General features: G+C 63.3%; 20 protein-coding genes. 12 read left to right on the plus strand and 8 right to left on the minus strand.

All coding sequences use genetic code 11. The features are described from left to right. Positions 1-83: 83 nt before the first annotated feature. From NKI06_RS23860 to NKI06_RS23875, 4 genes are all read right to left on the minus strand, one after another. Complete coding sequence (locus tag NKI06_RS23860) at positions 84-1,160, minus strand: extracellular solute-binding protein (RefSeq protein WP_352987415.1); 1,077 nt, start codon at positions 1,158-1,160, stop codon at positions 84-86. Between the two features lie 37 nt (positions 1,161-1,197). Further along, entirely contained in the window at positions 1,198-1,851 is a 654-nt protein-coding gene (locus NKI06_RS23865) for a helix-turn-helix domain-containing protein (RefSeq protein ID WP_352987416.1), read from the minus strand. 70 nt (positions 1,852-1,921) lie between these two features. Next, positions 1,922-2,104, minus strand: a complete 183-nt coding sequence (locus NKI06_RS23870) for a hypothetical protein (RefSeq protein WP_352987418.1) — start codon at positions 2,102-2,104, stop codon at positions 1,922-1,924. 523 nt (positions 2,105-2,627) lie between these two features. Then, on the minus strand, positions 2,628-2,927 hold the full coding sequence (locus NKI06_RS23875; protein WP_352666916.1) for a putative quinol monooxygenase: 300 nt from the start codon (positions 2,925-2,927) through the stop codon (positions 2,628-2,630). Between the two features lie 123 nt (positions 2,928-3,050). On the opposite strand from NKI06_RS23875, the gene flhA reads away from it, so the two are divergent. The 8 genes from flhA (at position 3,051) to NKI06_RS23915 (ending at position 8,621) form a co-directional block, all read left to right on the plus strand. Then, on the plus strand, positions 3,051-5,138 hold the full coding sequence (gene flhA / locus NKI06_RS23880) for a flagellar biosynthesis protein FlhA (RefSeq protein WP_023671908.1): 2,088 nt from the start codon (positions 3,051-3,053) through the stop codon (positions 5,136-5,138). Then, on the plus strand, positions 5,135-5,887 hold the full coding sequence (fliR, locus tag NKI06_RS23885) for a flagellar biosynthetic protein FliR (RefSeq protein ID WP_352987419.1): 753 nt from the start codon (positions 5,135-5,137) through the stop codon (positions 5,885-5,887). The genes flhA and fliR overlap by 4 nt, the downstream gene beginning before the upstream one ends. Before the next feature lies 1 nt (position 5,888). Beyond that, positions 5,889-6,272 (plus strand): hypothetical protein, encoded by a 384-nt coding sequence (locus tag NKI06_RS23890; protein WP_023817282.1) that lies wholly within the window; start codon positions 5,889-5,891, stop codon positions 6,270-6,272. Between the two features lie 67 nt (positions 6,273-6,339). Next, entirely contained in the window at positions 6,340-6,585 is a 246-nt protein-coding gene (locus NKI06_RS23895; protein ID WP_023751317.1) for a hypothetical protein, read from the plus strand. Further along, positions 6,563-7,135: a rod-binding protein gene (locus NKI06_RS23900; RefSeq protein ID WP_023671918.1), complete on the plus strand. Its 573-nt coding sequence runs from the start codon at positions 6,563-6,565 to the stop codon at positions 7,133-7,135. The genes NKI06_RS23895 and NKI06_RS23900 overlap by 23 nt, the downstream gene beginning before the upstream one ends. A gap of 13 nt (positions 7,136-7,148) precedes the next feature. Continuing rightward, positions 7,149-7,565: a hypothetical protein gene (locus NKI06_RS23905; RefSeq protein WP_023671919.1), complete on the plus strand. Its 417-nt coding sequence runs from the start codon at positions 7,149-7,151 to the stop codon at positions 7,563-7,565. Positions 7,566-7,593: 28 nt separating this feature from the next. After that, positions 7,594-8,142 (plus strand): hypothetical protein, encoded by a 549-nt coding sequence (locus tag NKI06_RS23910; protein WP_023683275.1) that lies wholly within the window; start codon positions 7,594-7,596, stop codon positions 8,140-8,142. Positions 8,143-8,336: 194 nt separating this feature from the next. Continuing rightward, entirely contained in the window at positions 8,337-8,621 is a 285-nt protein-coding gene (locus tag NKI06_RS23915) for an SCP2 sterol-binding domain-containing protein (protein WP_023683274.1), read from the plus strand. Positions 8,622-8,690: 69 nt separating this feature from the next. Here NKI06_RS23915 and NKI06_RS23920 read toward each other — a convergent pair whose 3' ends face one another. Next, positions 8,691-9,362 carry a GNAT family N-acetyltransferase gene (locus NKI06_RS23920; protein ID WP_352987420.1) on the minus strand — a complete coding sequence of 224 codons (672 nt, stop codon included), beginning with the start codon at positions 9,360-9,362 and terminating at the stop codon, positions 8,691-8,693. 147 nt (positions 9,363-9,509) lie between these two features. Next, on the minus strand, positions 9,510-10,643 hold the full coding sequence (gene odc2 / locus NKI06_RS23925) for an ornithine/lysine decarboxylase (protein ID WP_352594680.1): 1,134 nt from the start codon (positions 10,641-10,643) through the stop codon (positions 9,510-9,512). Positions 10,644-11,182: 539 nt separating this feature from the next. On the opposite strand from odc2, the gene NKI06_RS23930 reads away from it, so the two are divergent. The 4 genes from NKI06_RS23930 (at position 11,183) to NKI06_RS23945 (ending at position 15,211) form a co-directional block, all read left to right on the plus strand. Next, positions 11,183-12,382, plus strand: coding sequence for an amidase (locus NKI06_RS23930; protein WP_352594678.1), 1,200 nt, complete (start codon positions 11,183-11,185; stop codon positions 12,380-12,382). Positions 12,383-12,384: 2 nt separating this feature from the next. Continuing rightward, positions 12,385-13,284 (plus strand): LysR family transcriptional regulator, encoded by a 900-nt coding sequence (locus NKI06_RS23935; protein WP_352987438.1) that lies wholly within the window; start codon positions 12,385-12,387, stop codon positions 13,282-13,284. A gap of 89 nt (positions 13,285-13,373) precedes the next feature. Next, entirely contained in the window at positions 13,374-14,042 is a 669-nt protein-coding gene (locus NKI06_RS23940) for a DUF1007 family protein (RefSeq protein WP_023671926.1), read from the plus strand. Positions 14,043-14,050: 8 nt separating this feature from the next. Further along, on the plus strand, positions 14,051-15,211 hold the full coding sequence (locus NKI06_RS23945; protein WP_502900611.1) for a nickel/cobalt transporter: 1,161 nt from the start codon (positions 14,051-14,053) through the stop codon (positions 15,209-15,211). A 10-nt stretch (positions 15,212-15,221) separates the two neighbouring features. Here the strand turns inward: NKI06_RS23945 and denD are convergent, their stop codons facing one another. Continuing rightward, positions 15,222-16,205 (minus strand): D-erythronate dehydrogenase, encoded by a 984-nt coding sequence (gene denD, locus NKI06_RS23950; protein WP_352987421.1) that lies wholly within the window; start codon positions 16,203-16,205, stop codon positions 15,222-15,224. A gap of 12 nt (positions 16,206-16,217) precedes the next feature. Next, entirely contained in the window at positions 16,218-16,424 is a 207-nt protein-coding gene (locus NKI06_RS23955; RefSeq protein ID WP_023683268.1) for a hypothetical protein, read from the minus strand. Positions 16,425-16,466 lie beyond the last annotated feature (42 nt).

The following is a 16,466-nucleotide window of genomic DNA, read 5'->3' on the forward strand; positions in this document are numbered from 1 at the left end:
CCCGGGCCCCGCGGGGCCCCACTGGGGGGGGGGGGGGGTGGTGGGTGGGGCCCCCGCACACGGCCTGGCTCTCACTCGGCTGTTCAGTTGCCGGCCATCAGCGCCGACCACTTCTCCTGCGCCACCGGGAAGTTCTCGACCCAGAACTTGATGTTCTGCTTGTAACCCTGCTTCTGGCGCTCTGGCGTGTTGGTCAGGAAGGCGGCGACCGACGCATCGACCTTTGGCTGCGCGTCATTGTTGATCGGCGTATAGGAGGTCTGCTGCGCCAGGATCTCCTGCGGCCCCTTGCCGAGATAGGCATTGAGCAGCGCATAAGCCGCATCCGTATCCTTGACGCCGACCGGAATGGTCATCTGGTCCATCACCACCAGCCAGTCCTGCCAGGCCGGCGCATATTTGGCGCCGTTCTTCACCGCCGTCATGGCACGGCCCGTCCACATCATCAGCATGTCGGCCTCGCCGGACTCGGCGAGTTGCTGCGATTCAGCGCCGGTCTTCCAGTAGATCGTGTCGGGGCCGAGCTTGCGGATCACGTCGATGGATTTGTCGATGTCGGCCACCGTCATCGCCTTCGGATCGCCGCTCGACGCCTTCAACGCCTGCTCCAGCAGGCCACCGGTCGGATCGCCGGAACCATCCAGCGCGCGCACGCCCGGGAATTTTGCCGTGTCGAAGAAATCGGCCCAGCTCTTGGGCGGGTTATCCCCATACTTCTCCTTGTTGTACATCAGCACGACGCCGTAGTTCATCGCCGGCACCGAGCATTCGCCGACCTGGCCCTCGGGCACCTTGGAGACGTCAAGCTTGCTGAAATCAAGCTTCTGGAACAGCTTGCCGCAATAGACGTAAGGCGGCAGGTCGGCGGTGTCGACGACGTCCCAGGTGACGTTGCCGGATTCGACCTGCGCCTGCAGCTTGGCGATCTCTGTCGGCCCGTCATTGAGCAGCGTGGCGCCGGACTTTTCGACGAACTCCTTGAGCGCGGCGGCCTGGCCGTCCTGGTAGATGCCGCCATAGGAGACGAGCGTCAGCGTCTTTCCCTTGAGCGAGCCTTCCTTGACCTCACCCGCGACAGGCTTTTCCTGCGCGAACGCTGCGGTTGCCAGAACGCCGAGCGCCAGCACGGCGCCAAGGCCAAGATGTCTTGTTTTCAGCATGATTATTGTTCTCCCATTTGACCCGCATGGATTGAACCTACCTGGCTGCGAGCGGTTTCCAGGCCCTATATTGATCGAGTTCGGCGCGCATCGAAGTCGGTGGCGCAATGATCCACATCACCTCGGCTCGGCCACTGCCGATGTTCTCTGAGCGATGTGCGGTCGATGTGGCGTATTCGATGCTGTCGCCCTCTTCCAGCACATGCCTGACATCGCCGAGCGAAACCTCGACGATGCCGCGCAGCACGACGAGCATCTCGAGCGCGTCGCCATGGGTGTAGAGCGCTGGGCCGGTCGAGCCGCCGATTTCGAACTCGCCGACATAGACTTCCATGTCGCTTAAAGGGGGACGCGAAAGCAGCATCTTGCGGCAGCCGTCGCTGGGCGGCAGGCTCGGCCGCTCACTGCGCCGCAGAACTCCGTGCTGCCCGGCGACGCTGTCCTCGAACAGCATCGCCACGCTCACCCCAAGCGCCGAGGCCATCTGGTTGAGCGAAGCGGTGCTGGCGCCGGTCAGGCCGCGTTCTAGCTGGCTGATGAAGCTGGCGCTGGTCCCGGTCAGCTCGGCGAGTTCGCGCAGCGAAAGCCGCCGGCCGAGACGCAGGCTCTTCAGCCGCTGGCCCAACATCTGATGGGCATGCGTCGCCGTCGAGGCGACGCCATTCTTGACCGGAGCCTGGTCGGTGCTCATCCTGTCTCTTCTCCCACTGAACGATTTGTACAGTGACACTGTACACGTGGCAAGCGCCGAGTAGGGAGATTTAAGATGCCGGCTGAGGCCTGTTCTTCGCCCGACAGGTCGCGCCCGCGGCGCGCTGGATGGTTTCGGCGGTGGACCGGACGTTCATGGTCGGCACCAGCACCGCATGCCGGAATTTGGCCGGCGCCAGCACCGGCGTCTCACCATCGGACGGATCGCTGTGCAGTTCGGCGACGATCAGCACGCCGACATAATGCCGGCTGCTTGCGGCGCCATTCTGGCGCTGAGGAGCAGTCAGGCTTGCCGCCCCGCTTCAATTCCCCGCGAGCGTGTCGAGGTATATGAGCGATCGCTTACGCAATCGACGCAGCTGTGTTATTTTTGCCCGTCTCTATTTCCCTCAAGGAGGAGAACATGAGTGCGCGGGGATTTTTTTCATTAGCTGTTGGCATGATTTTTTTGAGCTCGTCTGCGGTGAGCAATTCAAGCATGGATATGCCGGTTAGGTCTGTTGTGTCACACCCGATGTCTCTTTTTTGGCGGGAGGCAATCCGGAAAACCAAAGCCGGCCGGCAAAGGAATTTATCCAGACTGCACAACAAGATGTTTGCTGTCCTGGCGGCTACCCTTGGTATCGCAATTCGACGAACACCTGCTACGGCAGCTATGAAGACTGCCACGATACCGATGGCGGCGGATGGTCCTGCAGACAGGTCAACGCCTGCTAGACTTTCTTGGGCCCACGCCTTCTTGACTGTGCCCGGTCCTCAGATCGGCTTCGGCTGGCCGGCCTCATAGAGCATGAGGTTGCGCTCGCCTATGCCGAGCGATGCCCAGCTCGCCCGCCAATCGGCGATGTGAGGCGAGCGGAAATGCGCGTCGAGCGCGGCCCTGTCGCTCCACACCTCGGTTACATGGATGAGCCCGACGTCGAGCACGTCCTGCGCGTAGGAGTATTCGATGCAGCCGGGCTCCGCACGGCTGCCCAGTATCATGCGCCGCATGGCCGGCCTTGCCTCGTCGAGCCGTTGCGCCGGCAGGCGAATGGTGCCGATGATCACCAGCATGATCTCTCTCCTCAAGGCCTCTGTCGTCCTGGCAAGTAACCAGTCCTCCCACCCTCGCGCAAGCTTGACCGGTTAGGCTCGAAGGGCTGTCGCGTGCTCGGCAGGCTTGTGATTGGGGACGACATGGCAGTCAGCGAAAGCTTAGCGACAGGAACAGTGGCCAAGAACGGCCGCGATGTCTTCTTCGCCATCGGCATCGTCATCATCCTGGCCGTGCTGTTCCTCCCGATCCCGGCCTTCCTCATCGACATCGGCCTCGCCTTCTCGATCGCATTGTCGGTGCTGATCCTGATGGTGGCGCTGTGGATCCAGCGGCCGCTCGATTTCTCGTCCTTCCCGACCGTGCTGCTCATCGCCACCATGTTGCGGCTGTCGCTCAACATCGCCACCACGCGCATGATCCTGTCGCATGGCAATGAGGGCACGCACGCCGCCGGCTATGTCATCGCCGGCTTCTCCAAACTGGTGATGGCCAGCGATTTCGTCATCGGCCTGATCGTCTTCATGATCCTGATCGTAGTCAACTTCATCGTCATCACCAAGGGCGCCACCCGTATTGCCGAAGTCGGCGCCCGCTTTACCCTCGACGCTATTCCCGGCAAGCAGATGTCGATCGACGCCGACCTGTCCGCCGGCATGATCGACGACAAGACAGCGCAACTGCGCCGCAGAGAACTCGAGGAAGAATCGTCCTTCTTCGGCTCGATGGACGGCGCCTCGAAATTCGTGCGCGGCGATGCCATTGCCGGCCTCATCATCACCGCCATCAACATCGTCGGCGGCATCGCCATCGGCTACATCAGGCACGGCATGGGCATGGGCGAAGCCGCCGATGTCTTCATCAAGCTGTCGGTCGGCGACGGCCTGGTCACCCAGATCCCGGCGCTTATCGTTTCGCTCGCCGCCGGCCTGCTGGTGTCCAAGGGCGGCACGCGCGGCTCGACCAACCAGGCGGTGTTCGGCCAGCTCGGCGCGCATCCGCGCGCGCTCTATGTCGCGGCCTCGCTGCTCGTCCTGCTCGGCCTGATGCCCGGCCTGCCGTTCTTCCCGTTCTTCACGCTGGCTGCAGGCATGGCCGGTCTTGGCTACGTCATCCCGATGCGCGCCAACCGCGAGGCTGCCGCCGCCGAAGCGATCAAGGATCTGGAGAAGGCGAACAAAGTCGAGGAAGAGAAGAACTCGGTCAAGGCTTCGCTGACCACCGCCGAGATCGAGCTTCTGATCGGCAAGCAGCTGTCGACGCGGCTGCTGGTGTCGCATCAGGAACTGGTGTTCCGCATGGCCAAGATGCGCAAGAAATTTGCCACGCAATACGGCTTCGTCGTGCCGGAAGTGCGCGTCGCCGACGATTTCGGCATCCCGCCGAAAAGCTATCAGATCAAGGTCCACGGCACCGTCGTCGCCGAATATCAGATGCGCGTCGGCGAGATCATGGTGCTGCTGGGGAACCGGGATTTGCCCGACGTTCCCGGCGAGGAAATCCGCGAGCCGGCCTTCGGCATGCGCGCCTTCTCGGTGCTGGAAACCTTCGCCGAGGATCTGAAGCGCGAGAACTATACCTTTGCCGACAACATGTCGGTGCTGCTCACCCATTTGTCCGAGGTGATCCGCAACAACCTGCCGCAGCTTCTGTCCTACAAGGACATGAAGGCGCTGCTCGAGCGCCAGGATCCGGAATACCGCAAGCTGGCCGACGAGATATGCACCTCGCACATCTCCTACCCCGGCCTGCAGGCGGTGCTGAAACTGCTGCTGGCCGAACGCGTATCGATCCGCAACCTGCATTTGATCATCGAGGCTATCGCCGAGATCGCGCCGCATGTGCGCCGCACCGAGCAGATCGTCGAGCATGTCCGCATCCGCATGGCCCAGCAGATCTGCGGCGATCTCTCCGAAGGCGGCATGCTCAAGGTGCTGCGGCTCGGCAACCGCTGGGACCTCGCCTTCCACCAGAGCCTCAAGCGCGACGCCAAGGGCGAGGTGCGCGAGTTCGACATCGACCCGCGCCAGCTGGAGGAATTCGGCCAGGACGCGACCAAGGCGATCCGCAAGCATCTCGAGGCCGGCGAGCGTTTTGTCCTCGTCACCGCGCCCGATGCGCGGCCTTATGTGCGCATGATCATCGAGCGCCTGTTCACGACGCTTCCCGTTCTCTCCCATGTCGAAATCGCCAAGGGCGTCGAGATCAAGGTGCTCGGGACGATCTCGTGAACATCCTGTCGCAAGGCGTCGTCATCGCCGCCTTCCTCGCCTTCTGTCGCATCGGCGCCTGCTTCATGCTGGTGCCGGGTCTGTCCAGCGCCCGCGTGCCGGTCCAGGTCCGGCTGTTCGTGTCGATCGCCGCCACCGGTGGCCTGCTCGCCTTCCTGTGGGACAAGATCTTTCCCTTCGTCGATGCGCGTCCGCAGGTGCTGACACCGATGATCATCTCCGAACTTTTGGTCGGCGGGCTGATCGGCGCGATGACGAGGCTCTACATGGAGGCGCTGCGCTTCATGGGTTCGGCCATCGCCATGCTGATCGGCTATGGCGGCACCGGCGGCCCCGCCATCGAGGAGCCAGAGCCGCAGGCGGCCCTCGCCGCCATCATCTCGTTTTCAGCGTTGCTGCTGCTCTTCGTCTTCGATTTCGACCACGAGATCATCCGCGCTCTGGTCGCCTCCTACACGGTGGCGCCGGTCAACGTCTTCTTCAATCCGCAGGCCGCCCTGGTCGATCTCACCGACACGGTGTCGGACGCCTTCTTCCTGGTCATCCGGCTCGGCAGCCCGTTCATCGCCTATGCCATCCTGGTCAATTTGACGATCGGCTTCGTCAACAAGCTGACGCCGCAAATCCCGGTCTACTTCATCTCGCTGCCTTTCGTCATCGCCGGCGGCATGATCATCTTCTATTTCGCCATCGGGACCATGCTGTCGCTGTTCGTCGACGGCTTTGTCGACCTGACGCTGGCGAGGTGAGATGAGCACGCGCAAGGAACGGCTGAAGAAACTGGTCAAGGTGCAGGAGCAGCTGAAGGCCCTGCACGAGACGCGCCATGCGGCCTTCCTGGCGGCAGCGGCAACCGCCGAAACCGAGGCCAGGGAACTTGTCCAGCATTTCGACGCCGACCAGTCGATGGCGGTGCTGTTCCCTGACCTCTACCATCGCCGCATCGCGAATGCGCTGGTCCGGCAGGAAGCGAGCTTGGAAAGCGCCAGGCAGGAGGTCACGCTCATCGCCACTGCGACGGCGCGCACCAACATGGTCGAGCGCGCCTACAAGGACGTGCGCCGACAGGACGAACGCGAACGCTCCGACCGCGACCGGCTCGATCTGGTCGCGCAGAGGCGAGGGCAGGAATAATCGGAAGTTAGAGCCGGGTCACCTGCGGACGGCGTTCGGTTTCGTTCCGTGCGGCGGGCTGTATTGGGTGTACGGCGCCGTGTTCGGCCTCTGCGCCTACGCCACCTACGATCTGACCATGGCGACGCCGGCAGCGCCCACCGCAAACGACCAGATCGCATCGACCCAGCCGGAGTTGCCGCTGCTGATAGCAATGCCTAGCATCCGGCGAAGGATTTCGAGCCGGCAAGCCTGCCACAAGCTTGTTGCGGCATGGTCGCTCAGGAAACCCGGCAAAGAGGCGGACTTTCTTGGCGATTTCTCCACCCAGTGACATCGTTCTCGATGTTGCCCGAGCCGTCGACCCGGCGGATATCGAGGCTGCCCGTGCCGCGCTGGCCAAGCGGGCCAACGGCGTTGGCGGTAATTTTTCTGTCGACATGGCTGCTTCGGTAGATGCCGGCTCGATCCTGTCGCGCGCTACCGCCGACAAGGCCGCCGCAAATGCCGATCCCGCCAGCAAGTTCAAGAAGTTCGAGGCGATGGTCTTGCAGACCTTCATCCAAAACATGCTGCCCAAGGACACCGAGGGCGTCTACGGCAAGGGGCTGGCCGGCGACATGTGGAAATCGCAGCTTGCCGAGCGTGTCGCCGACGTCATGGCCGAGCGCGGCGGGATCGGCATCGCCAAATCGCTGCTCGCCGACCACTACAAGGACGGCAAGCGCACCGTGCCGATCGGCCCGGTGTCAACCGGGCCGCACAAGACCGAGATCGACCAGCAGACCCGGCTGTCCACCTCGCTGGTCGAGGAATTGCAGCGCAAGGCCGCACGGTCGATGACCGGCGACGAGACGACCATCAAAACCGAAATCAAGATCTAGACCAGGATTTTCAATGGCCGATTTTTCAAAATACTCTTCCAACCTGCCGGCGCGTACGTCCGAAGCGCCGATCCCGTTTGCACGGCCGGGCAACCTTGCCGCCATCATCGGCCGCATCGAGGAAGCGGTCGAGGAAGAGACGGCCGGTTTGAAGAACGACACCAGCTATGATCTCAAGGCCTCCAACGCCCGCAAGAGCCGCTACCTCTATGAGCTGACCCGCGCCATGAAGGGCGCCAACGAGATCGAATTCCTGGAACAGCATCGCGACAGTCTGGCGCGGCTGCGCCAGAAGCTCGCGAAAAACGAGGCTGCAATCCTCGCCCACCTCAACGCGGTCAACGAAGTCGCCACGCTGTTGAAGAACGCCATTCAGCGCGCCGAAGCCGACGGCACCTATTCGGCCGGCGAATTCGGTTGGGCGAGCTGATGATCTCGGCAACAGGCGGGAACAACCGGTGATCAAATTCATCGCTGCCGCGATCTGGATCTGCGCCGCCACGCTTGGCGCGGTGTTCTATTCGTTCCAGGCGGCCGGTGAGCGCGGCGTCGGCGAGACGCCGAAACCGATGCTGGGTGGCCTCGACTACGTCAAGACCGACATCATCTCGGTGCCGCTGATCCGCGATTCCAAGATCGACGGCTATTTCCTCACCAAGCTCGTCTACACGGTCGAGCCGGCCGAGATAAAGAAGATGTCGATCCCGGCCGAAGCGCTGATGACCGATCAGGTCTATTCCTATCTCTACTCCAATCCTCAGATCGACTTCACCAAGAAGGAAACCATCGATCTCGATGCCTTCCGCAAGGCCATACGCGACACCGTCAACGCCCGCGTCGGCGCCGACCTGGTGCATGAAGTGCTGATCGACCAGGTCAACTTCCTGACCAAGGACGAAATCCGCGACAACGCCATGCGCCGCCGCAAGGATCCGGCCACGCCGACCGAACCGGCCCCGGCGGAATCGGCCCAGGCCGAGGCGGCGAAGCCCGCTGCTGAACACTAACCTTCGTCGCAGGGTGAATGTTCTCTGCCGCATTCCTTCCGACTGAAACGAGATGACGCATCGCGCGTTGACGTTTACGTCAACTCGAAGCTATATGCGCCAAGCGACCAGATCGCGGTACGCGCGAGACAGTGACTTCGGCGGAGGCCGGTCACTGAAGCGCGGCAAAACGCAACGAGACCAGGAGAACAGTCATGAGCGTTCAGGATATTGCCGAGAAGATGAGGTCGCGCGTGGCGAGCGCCGGGTTCGAACATTCCGTGAAGTTCGATACCGGCAGCAACGGCGTCATCGTCATCGACGGCGCGACCGTCTCGACCACCGACGCGCCGACCGACTGCACCATAAAGCTGTCGCTCGACGATCTGGATTCGCTGATCGCCGGCGACCTCAACCCGACCATGGCGTTCATGTCCGGCAAGATAAAGGTCGAAGGCGATATGTCGGTCGCCATGGCGCTCAGCCAACTGATCGGCTGAGCCCTTCGCAACAACAAAACGCCGCCCTCGCTGAAATGCAAAGGACCGGCGGCGTTTGTTTTTGGACAATCAGGCGGCCAGCGACAGCCTCTGTGCCTTGAGCTTGCGACCTGCAGCCTTCAGCGTGCCATGCGCGCCGTCGAGCGCACCATCGATCAGTTCCAGCGCCAGCAGGCGGTGCCGCTCGTACGGACCAGGCATGGCGAGCGCGCCGGTCTTCTCCGCCGAGAAGCCGAAGCGGCCATAGTAAGGCGCATCGCCGACCAGCAGCACCGCGGCATGGCCGAGACGCGCGGCCTCGGCCAAAGCATGGCGCATCAGCGCCGAGCCGATGCCGGCGTTCTTCAGCGCCGGATCGACGGCGAGCGGTCCGAGCAGAAGTGCTCCCGGGCCACCCTCGCCAAGCCTTACATCCCACAGCCGCACAGTGCCGATCACCGCGCCCGCCGCATCACGCGCCACGAAGGCGAGGCCTTCGGAAGGCCGGCGGCCACGCCGCAGCTTCTCCGACGATTTCTTGCGCCGCATCGGCCCCATGGCGCGATCGAGCAACGCTTCACGCGATGCGATGTCTGCCGCAGTTTCGGCGACGACAACAATGGCGCGGGCAATCTCCCCCCTCGAGGGGGAGATGTCGCCGAAGGCGACAGAGGGGGTCGGCACGACCTGACGCGACACCGCGTCGTGGACGAGGGATGCCGGCGCTTCACGCGAGACGACCCCCTCTGGCCTGCCTGCCATCTCCCCCTCAAGGGGGGAGATTCCCACGGCACCGTCAATGTAATTTACAATGTCCATTTCCGCGATCCTTCACGAGCGGAGCTTGTTCCACAGGCGAACCCGGGCGGACGCAAACGTCCGCCTGGGGTGATCTGAAGGCCGAAGCCGTCAGATCACGTAGGATCGGAGAGGCTCGAAGCCGTTGAAGGCGACCGCCGAGTAGGTGGTCGTGTAGGCGCCGGTGCCTTCGATCAGCACATCGTCGCCGATGGTCAGCGACAGAGGCAGCGGATACGGCGTCTTCTCGTACATCACGTCGGCCGAATCGCAGGTCGGGCCGGCGAGCACGCAAGGTGCGGTCTCCGAACCGTCATGGCGGGTGACGATCGGATAGCGGATCGCCTCGTCCATCGTCTCGGCCAGACCGCCGAACTTGCCGATGTCGAGGAACACCCAGCGCACATTGTCGTTTTCGGCCTTCTTCGAGATCAGCACGACTTCCGACTTGATGACGCCGGCATTGCCGACCATGCCGCGACCCGGCTCGATGATGGTCTCAGGGATCGCATTGCCGAAATGCTTGCGCAGCGCCGAGAAGATGGCCTGGCCATAGGCCTGGGCCGCCGGCACGTCACGCAGATAGCGCGTCGGGAAACCGCCGCCCATATTGACCATCTTGAGGACGATGCCTTCATCGGCGAGCGTGGCGAACACCTTCTTGGCGTCGGCCAGCGCACGGTCCCACGCCGTCAGGTCGGTCTGCTGCGAGCCGACATGGAACGACACGCCATAGGCGTCGAGGCCGAGCGTCCTGGCATGGCGCAGCACGTCGACGGCCATCGCCGGCACGCAGCCGAACTTGCGCGACAGCGGCCACTCGGCGCCTTCGCCGTCGGTCAGCAGGCGGCAGAACACGCGGGCGCCGGGAGCGACGCGGGCGATCTTGTCGACCTCCTCGACGCAATCGACGGCAAACAGCCGAATGCCGAGCTGGTAGGCGCGTGCAATGTCACGCTCCTTCTTGATGGTGTTGCCGAAGGAGATACGGTCCGCCGGCGCACCAGCGTCCATCGCCATCTCGACCTCGGCAACGGAAGCGGTGTCGAAAGACGAGCCCATCGCAGCAAGCAGGCGCAGGATCTCCGGCGCCGGGTTTGCTTTCACCGCATAGTAGATCCTGGAATCGGGCAGCGCCTTCTCGAAGGCACGGAAATTGTCGCGCACGACATCGAGGTCGACGACGAGGCAGGGGCCGGACGGACGTCGGGTGGCGAGGAAGTCGAGGATGCGCTGGGTGGCCATCGGGGTCTCTCCATCAACGCCTTGCGGCGCGCAATAAGCTGCGGGACGCGGGCTTTCGGCCTCGCGAACACGCGGTCAAACAAAGGCGGGACGGAAATTCATGGAACCAGCCGGTGGAGACCCCGGAACCATGAAACGCCGTCTCGCGGCGGTGAACCTTGGCCTTGCCCGGCCTCGGTTCGCTTTGTCTGCCTTGGCTTGGATGGGAGACCCGTCCGCACTGCCGGCAATGAAGGTGTGCCTCTTCAGTAACCCCGGTCTTTGGACGACCGGCAGAACACCAGAAAGGCCCGCACCGTCGTTGCTTCAAGGTGTCCTCGGGCTGGCGGTTGGCCGCTAGACCGACTGGAGGGGTTAGCTCCAGTTACCTTACCGATTTCCCTCACCATTCGAGGATCGGCGGACACCCACAGGCACGTGCGACTTTGGGCAAGCGCGATATAAGATCGAAAGATTTCACAATCAATAAAAATCGTATCCCAGGTTGTAAAATTTCCGGCATCGAACAATGCTGGCCTACTGTATACGGATATCGAACGATGCCAGGCACACACGGCCCGCTCAACGCCTTTCTTGACCTGCGCCGCATGCCGGTCGCCAATGCGGAACTGGGGCCGCTGGCCGGGCTCAGGCTGGCGGTAAAGGACATTTACGACGTCGCCGGCTACCGCACCGGTTGCGGCAATCCGGTGAAGTTCGACGAGGCGCATGCCGCGTCCAGCACGGCACCGGCCGTGCAGATGATTCTCGACGCCGGCGCGCGTTTCATTGGCAAGACGCAGACCGACGAGTTCGCTTTCTCGCTGATGGGCCAGAACGCGCATTTTCCGTTTCCGGTGAACCCGGCCGCTCCCGATCGCGTCACCGGCGGCTCGTCCTCCGGCTCGGCGGCGGCGGTGGCCGGCAAGCTTGCCGATATCGCCACCGGCTCCGACACCGGCGGCTCGATCCGCGCCCCGGCGAGCTTTTGCGGGTTGATCGGGCTGCGCACCACGCATGGCCGCATCTCGCTCGAAGGCACGATGAAGCTGGCGCCGAGCTTCGATACGTTCGGATGGTTCGCCGACGACATCGAAACCTATGAGACGATCGGCAAATTGCTGCTCGGCCGCGACCCGCATCCGTATCCGCTCACCCGGCCGCTTTCGATCCGCTGGCTGGACGCTTTCGTGGCCGGCCCCGCCGAGGCAGCCGAATATGCCAGGATGAGAGCGCTGGCCGCCGGTCTTGTCGGTGAGCCGGCGCCGGTAGAGTACAGCTTCGCCTCCTTCCCCGACGAGCTCTACTGGTGCTTTCGCCGCCTCCAGGCCGCCGAGGCCTGGCAGCAGCATGGCGCCTGGATCATTTCGGGCGAGCGCGATCTCGGGCCGGGCGTCGAGGAGCGCTTTGGTTTCGGCCGGACAATCTACGAAAAGACCGCGCGGGCCGAGGCGGTGCGCCGCTTGACGTTCCGCTCCGAGCTAGCCGCGCTGCTCGGCCAGGACGGGTTTCTTGTCCTGCCTACCGTTCCAGGCCCCGCACCTCTGGTCAAAAGCGAGCCGCAGCAGCTCCAGGCCTACCGCGAAAGGGCCTTGCATCTTTTGTGCCTTTCGGGTCTTTCAGGCTTTCCGCAAATCACCCTGCCGCTGGGCTCGGTTGACGGCGCCCCTTTCGGCCTCTCGCTGCTCGGTCCTCCCGGCAGCGACATTGCCCTGATACGGCTCGGCCGGCGAATTCTCGATGCGGCACGAAAGGCTTGATGATGGATACACTGACCCGCATGCGCGCCTTCATCGACGTCGTCGAGGCCGAAGGCTTTTCGGCGGCCGCGCGCAAGATCGGTCGCTCCAAGGCGCTGCTGTCGAAATATGTGCGCGAACTCGAAGACGAACTCGGCGCGCTGCTGCTCAACCGCACCACGCGGCAGTTCTCGTTGACTGAGGCCGGCCATACCTATTACAGCCGCGCTTCGGAAATCGTGCGCGAGGTCGACAGCCTGGCCGACGCCGTGCGCGAATCCTCCGGCGACGTGCGCGGCAGGATCAAGCTCTCCGCGGCGCGCACCTTCGCCGACGCGCCGATAGGCCAGTCGCTCATCGACTTCGCCAGACAGCATCCCGACATCGTGCTCGACATCCATCTCGACGACCGTTTTGTCGATCTGGTCGAGGAAGGTTTCGATCTTGCCGTGCGCATCTCGCGCCTGGAGAACTCATCGCTGATCGCCCGCCGCCTGGGGCCGTTTTCGATCAAGCTTTGCGCCTCGCCGGAGCTGATCGCCAAGCACGGCAAGCCGACGCGCCCGCAGGATCTCGCCAACTTGCCCTGCATCGTCGACACCAATGGCCGCTCGCTCGCCAACTGGCGCTTCAGGGGCGATGGCGAGGAGTCAGTCAGTGTCAACGTATCGGGTCCGATCGAGGTCAACAGCCCGATGGCTGCGCGAGCCGCCGCCGTGTCCGGTCTGGGCTTCACCATCCTGCCGGATTTCATCGCCGCGCCCGACCTCGCATCCGGGCTGCTGGTGTCCTTGCTCGACGACCGCATCCAGTCGGGCAGCGGCATTTTCGCCGTCTACCCGCACCGCCGCTATCTGCCGGCCAAGGTCCGTGTCTTCGTCGATTTCCTGGTGCAATGGTTCAGGAACCGCGAGAGCGCTTGAGCCGGTCCTGCCGTGCCGCGGTCCCAATTTCGCCCCGTTTCTGGTAACCTCTCGAAATCTCTCCGAGGCCGATGGAACAGCGACCGAGAATGCATCTGAAACGGCACGCAATCATGCTGGCTTCGGCCCTGGCGACGACTTTTGCCTCCGTCGGAGCGGCTGGCGCGCATCCTCATGTCTTCGCCGAGGCCCGCCTCGACGTGATCCTCTCGCCGGATCACCAAAGTGTGAAAGCGCTGCGTCACCTCTGGCGTTTCGATGATCTGTTTTCGAGTACGGTGATGATGGAGTTCGACAAGAACTCCGACCTGAAGCTTGACGACAAGGAGCTGAAGGATGTCGCCGACACCGTTCATGCCTCGCTGGCCGAATTCAACTATTTCCAGCTCGTCACCGTCGACGGCAAGGACGTGCCTATGACGCCGCCACCGCATCTGATGGCCAATTTCGACAACGACCAGTTGATCATCCTGTTCGAATCCGAACCCAAGGTGCCGATCAAGCTCGCCGGCAAGATCGATTTCGGCGTCTACGATCCAACCTTCTACACAGCGATCGACTTCACCGAGGATAGCAACATCACCGTGGAAGGCCTGCCCTCGAACTGCACCAAGAGCGTCATCCGGCCGGATCCAGACGAGGCGATCAAGGAAAACCAGAAGACCCTGACGGACGCGTTCTTCAACGACCCGACAGGCACCGACATGAGCAAGATCTTCGCCACCAAGCTCGAACTGAATTGCCCGCCAGAAGGATAGATCCGGTGATGAAACCGTCCCTGCGTTTGGCATTCGGCCTCGTGGCCGCTGCCCTGCTGATGACGCACTTTCTCGGGCAGGCCCATGCCCAGAGCTCACTCGGCATCGGTGTCAATGACGGCATGGCGCCCACGACCGGCCCGTTCGCCCACATCCTGATGTGGATCAATCTGCGCCAGCAGGAATTCTACCGCGCACTGGCCACGGCGATGAAAGCAATGCGCGAGGACGGCAGCAAGATGTGGCTGCTGATCGGCCTGTCCTTCGCCTACGGCATTTTCCACGCCGCCGGCCCCGGCCATGGCAAGGCGGTGATCTCGTCCTACATGGTGGCCAATGAAGTGGCGCTCAGGCGCGGTATCCTGCTGTCCTTCGTCTCGGCGCTGCTGCAGGGCCTGACCGCGATCCTGGTGATGCTGCTTGCCTATTTCGTCCTGCGCGGCACCGCGATCTCGATGACCGACGCAGCCTGGTTCATGGAGATCATGAGCTATGTCTTCGTCACTTTGTTCGGCGCCTGGCTGCTGTGGCGCAAGCTTGGGCCCACGGTCCAGCGCTGGTTCGGCAGGGCGCCCGCCTACAGCCTGTCGGCAGCCCACGCCGGCCATGGCGGCCATTCGCATGCCGGTCACAGCCACGCGGCGCAGGCGCATGCCTTGCATGTGCATCACGACCATTCGCATGATCATCACGATCACGCCGCGCACGACGACGACACACACGATCATTCCCATCACGACCACGCTCATCACAATCACGCCGCTCACGATCAACCGGCCGGCGAGGTCTGCGACACGTGCGGCCATTCGCATGCGCCTGATCCGGCGCTGCTGTCGGGCGATCGCTTCGACTGGCGCACGGCCTGGTCGGCTGTAGCCGCCGTCGGCATCCGCCCCTGCTCCGGCGCGCTGATTGTGCTCAGCTTCGCGCTGCTCAACGGCCTGTGGCTCGGCGGCCTGCTGTCGGTGCTGGCGATGTCTATCGGCACCGCCATCACAGTCTCGGCGTTGGCGACGATCGCTGTGACAGCCAAGAACTGGGCGGTCTATTTCGCCGGCGATGGCCGCATGGGCAACCGTATCCACACATTCGCCGAAATCGGCGGCGCCGCGTTCGTCTTCCTGTTCGGGCTGTTGCTGTTGTCGGCGAGCCTGTCCGGAACTGTATGACCTCGGCGGGTCAGGCCTGACCCGCGATCTTTCCGCCCAACTCATCCTCGATATGAGCGCGGATGATTTCATCGAAACTGTTTTCGGCGCTGAAGCCGAGGTCCCTTGCACGGCGCGCCTCGAAGCGCGTCGGCCAACCCTTGACGATCGCCCAGATGGTCTCATCCGGCTGTTCGCGGATCAGCTTCACGACCTTGGTGCCCGCAATGCGTTCCAGCGCCTCGATCTGCTCGCCGACGGTGACGGCAACGCCCGGCATGGTGAGGTTGCGGCGTGGCCCGACGGCGGCACTGTCGATCCCGGCGGCATGGATCAGGAAGTTCACCGCCGAGCGCGGGCTGGCATGGGTGTGCAGCACCGAGCGCGGCACTGGCAGGATCGCCTCATGGCCGCTCAGCGGCTCGCGGATGATGCCGGAGAAGAACCCTGACGCCGCCTTGTTCGGCTTGCCGGGCCGCACGCAAATGGTCGGCAGCCTTATGCCGATGCCGTCGAAGAAGCCGCGCCTGGAATAGTCGGCCAGCAGCGCTTCGCTCATCTGCTTCTGCGTGCCGTAGGAGGTTAGCGGCGTAGGATGAAAATCGTCCGGGATCACATCCGGGAACGGCGCGCCGAACACGGCGATAGACGAGGTGAAGACGAGGCGCGGCGCAAAGCCCGCCAGCCGCACGGCGTCGAACAGCGCCCGTGTGCCGTCGAGATTGACGCGGTAGCCGAGATCGAAATTGGCTTCCGCCTCACCCGACACGATGCCGGCGAGATGGAACATGACGTCGGGGCGTGAGGCGACCAGGCTCTCGGCAGCACCGGCGTCGGCAAGGTCGCCGGTATGCGTGGCGATGCTGATGCCATCCATCGCCGGCGCCTGCGGCGGCACGATGTCGTGCAGGTCGAGCCCGGTGATCTTGCGGCCGTTGAGCGTGCCGTCCTTGGCCAGCCGGTCGACAAGTTTGCGGCCGACCATGCCGGCCGCGCCAGTAATCAGGATGCGCATTTCGAAAGCCTCTTATTTGCCCTTGTTCTGGCTGCGGCCCCGCAACCAGAACACCAGAAAGAATGCCAGCACGAAGGCGATGCCGACGATGCCGGCAAGTACGGTCGAGATATTGCCGACAGCCAGCATCACCGTCGGCAGATAGAACGCCGCGATGCCGAACAGCAGCATGATCCAGGCTGCGGCAATCAGCGCGTTTCGCGTGTCGCGATCCATCATGCCGTCCCGCCACATTGGGAACTCGTCAACTCGGATGCCAAT

The organism is Mesorhizobium sp. M0772, from assembly GCF_040320135.1.
Taxonomy (GTDB): Bacteria; Pseudomonadota; Alphaproteobacteria; order Rhizobiales; family Rhizobiaceae; genus Mesorhizobium.

Bases quoted from the DNA above. Each gene is read 5' to 3' on its own strand.
- flhA (WP_023671908.1), top strand. From the start codon at position 3,051: ATGGCAGTCAGCGAAAGCTTAGCGACAGGAACAGTGGCCAAGAACGGC.
- NKI06_RS23860 (WP_352987415.1), bottom strand. From the start codon at position 1,160: ATGCTGAAAACAAGACATCTTGGCCTTGGCGCCGTGCTGGCGCTCGGC.
- odc2 (WP_352594680.1), bottom strand. From the start codon at position 10,643: ATGGCCACCCAGCGCATCCTCGACTTCCTCGCCACCCGACGTCCGTCC.
- NKI06_RS23920 (WP_352987420.1), bottom strand. From the start codon at position 9,362: ATGGCAGGCAGGCCAGAGGGGGTCGTCTCGCGTGAAGCGCCGGCATCC.
- NKI06_RS23890 (WP_023817282.1), top strand. From the start codon at position 5,889: ATGAGCACGCGCAAGGAACGGCTGAAGAAACTGGTCAAGGTGCAGGAG.
- NKI06_RS23905 (WP_023671919.1), top strand. From the start codon at position 7,149: ATGGCCGATTTTTCAAAATACTCTTCCAACCTGCCGGCGCGTACGTCC.
- NKI06_RS23945 (WP_502900611.1), top strand. From the start codon at position 14,051: ATGAAACCGTCCCTGCGTTTGGCATTCGGCCTCGTGGCCGCTGCCCTG.
- NKI06_RS23940 (WP_023671926.1), top strand. From the start codon at position 13,374: ATGCATCTGAAACGGCACGCAATCATGCTGGCTTCGGCCCTGGCGACG.
- NKI06_RS23865 (WP_352987416.1), bottom strand. From the start codon at position 1,851: ATGAGCACCGACCAGGCTCCGGTCAAGAATGGCGTCGCCTCGACGGCG.
- NKI06_RS23875 (WP_352666916.1), bottom strand. From the start codon at position 2,927: ATGCTGGTGATCATCGGCACCATTCGCCTGCCGGCGCAACGGCTCGAC.
- NKI06_RS23915 (WP_023683274.1), top strand. From the start codon at position 8,337: ATGAGCGTTCAGGATATTGCCGAGAAGATGAGGTCGCGCGTGGCGAGC.
- NKI06_RS23935 (WP_352987438.1), top strand. From the start codon at position 12,385: ATGGATACACTGACCCGCATGCGCGCCTTCATCGACGTCGTCGAGGCC.
- NKI06_RS23930 (WP_352594678.1), top strand. From the start codon at position 11,183: ATGCCAGGCACACACGGCCCGCTCAACGCCTTTCTTGACCTGCGCCGC.
- denD (WP_352987421.1), bottom strand. From the start codon at position 16,205: ATGCGCATCCTGATTACTGGCGCGGCCGGCATGGTCGGCCGCAAACTT.
- NKI06_RS23955 (WP_023683268.1), bottom strand. From the start codon at position 16,424: ATGATGGATCGCGACACGCGAAACGCGCTGATTGCCGCAGCCTGGATC.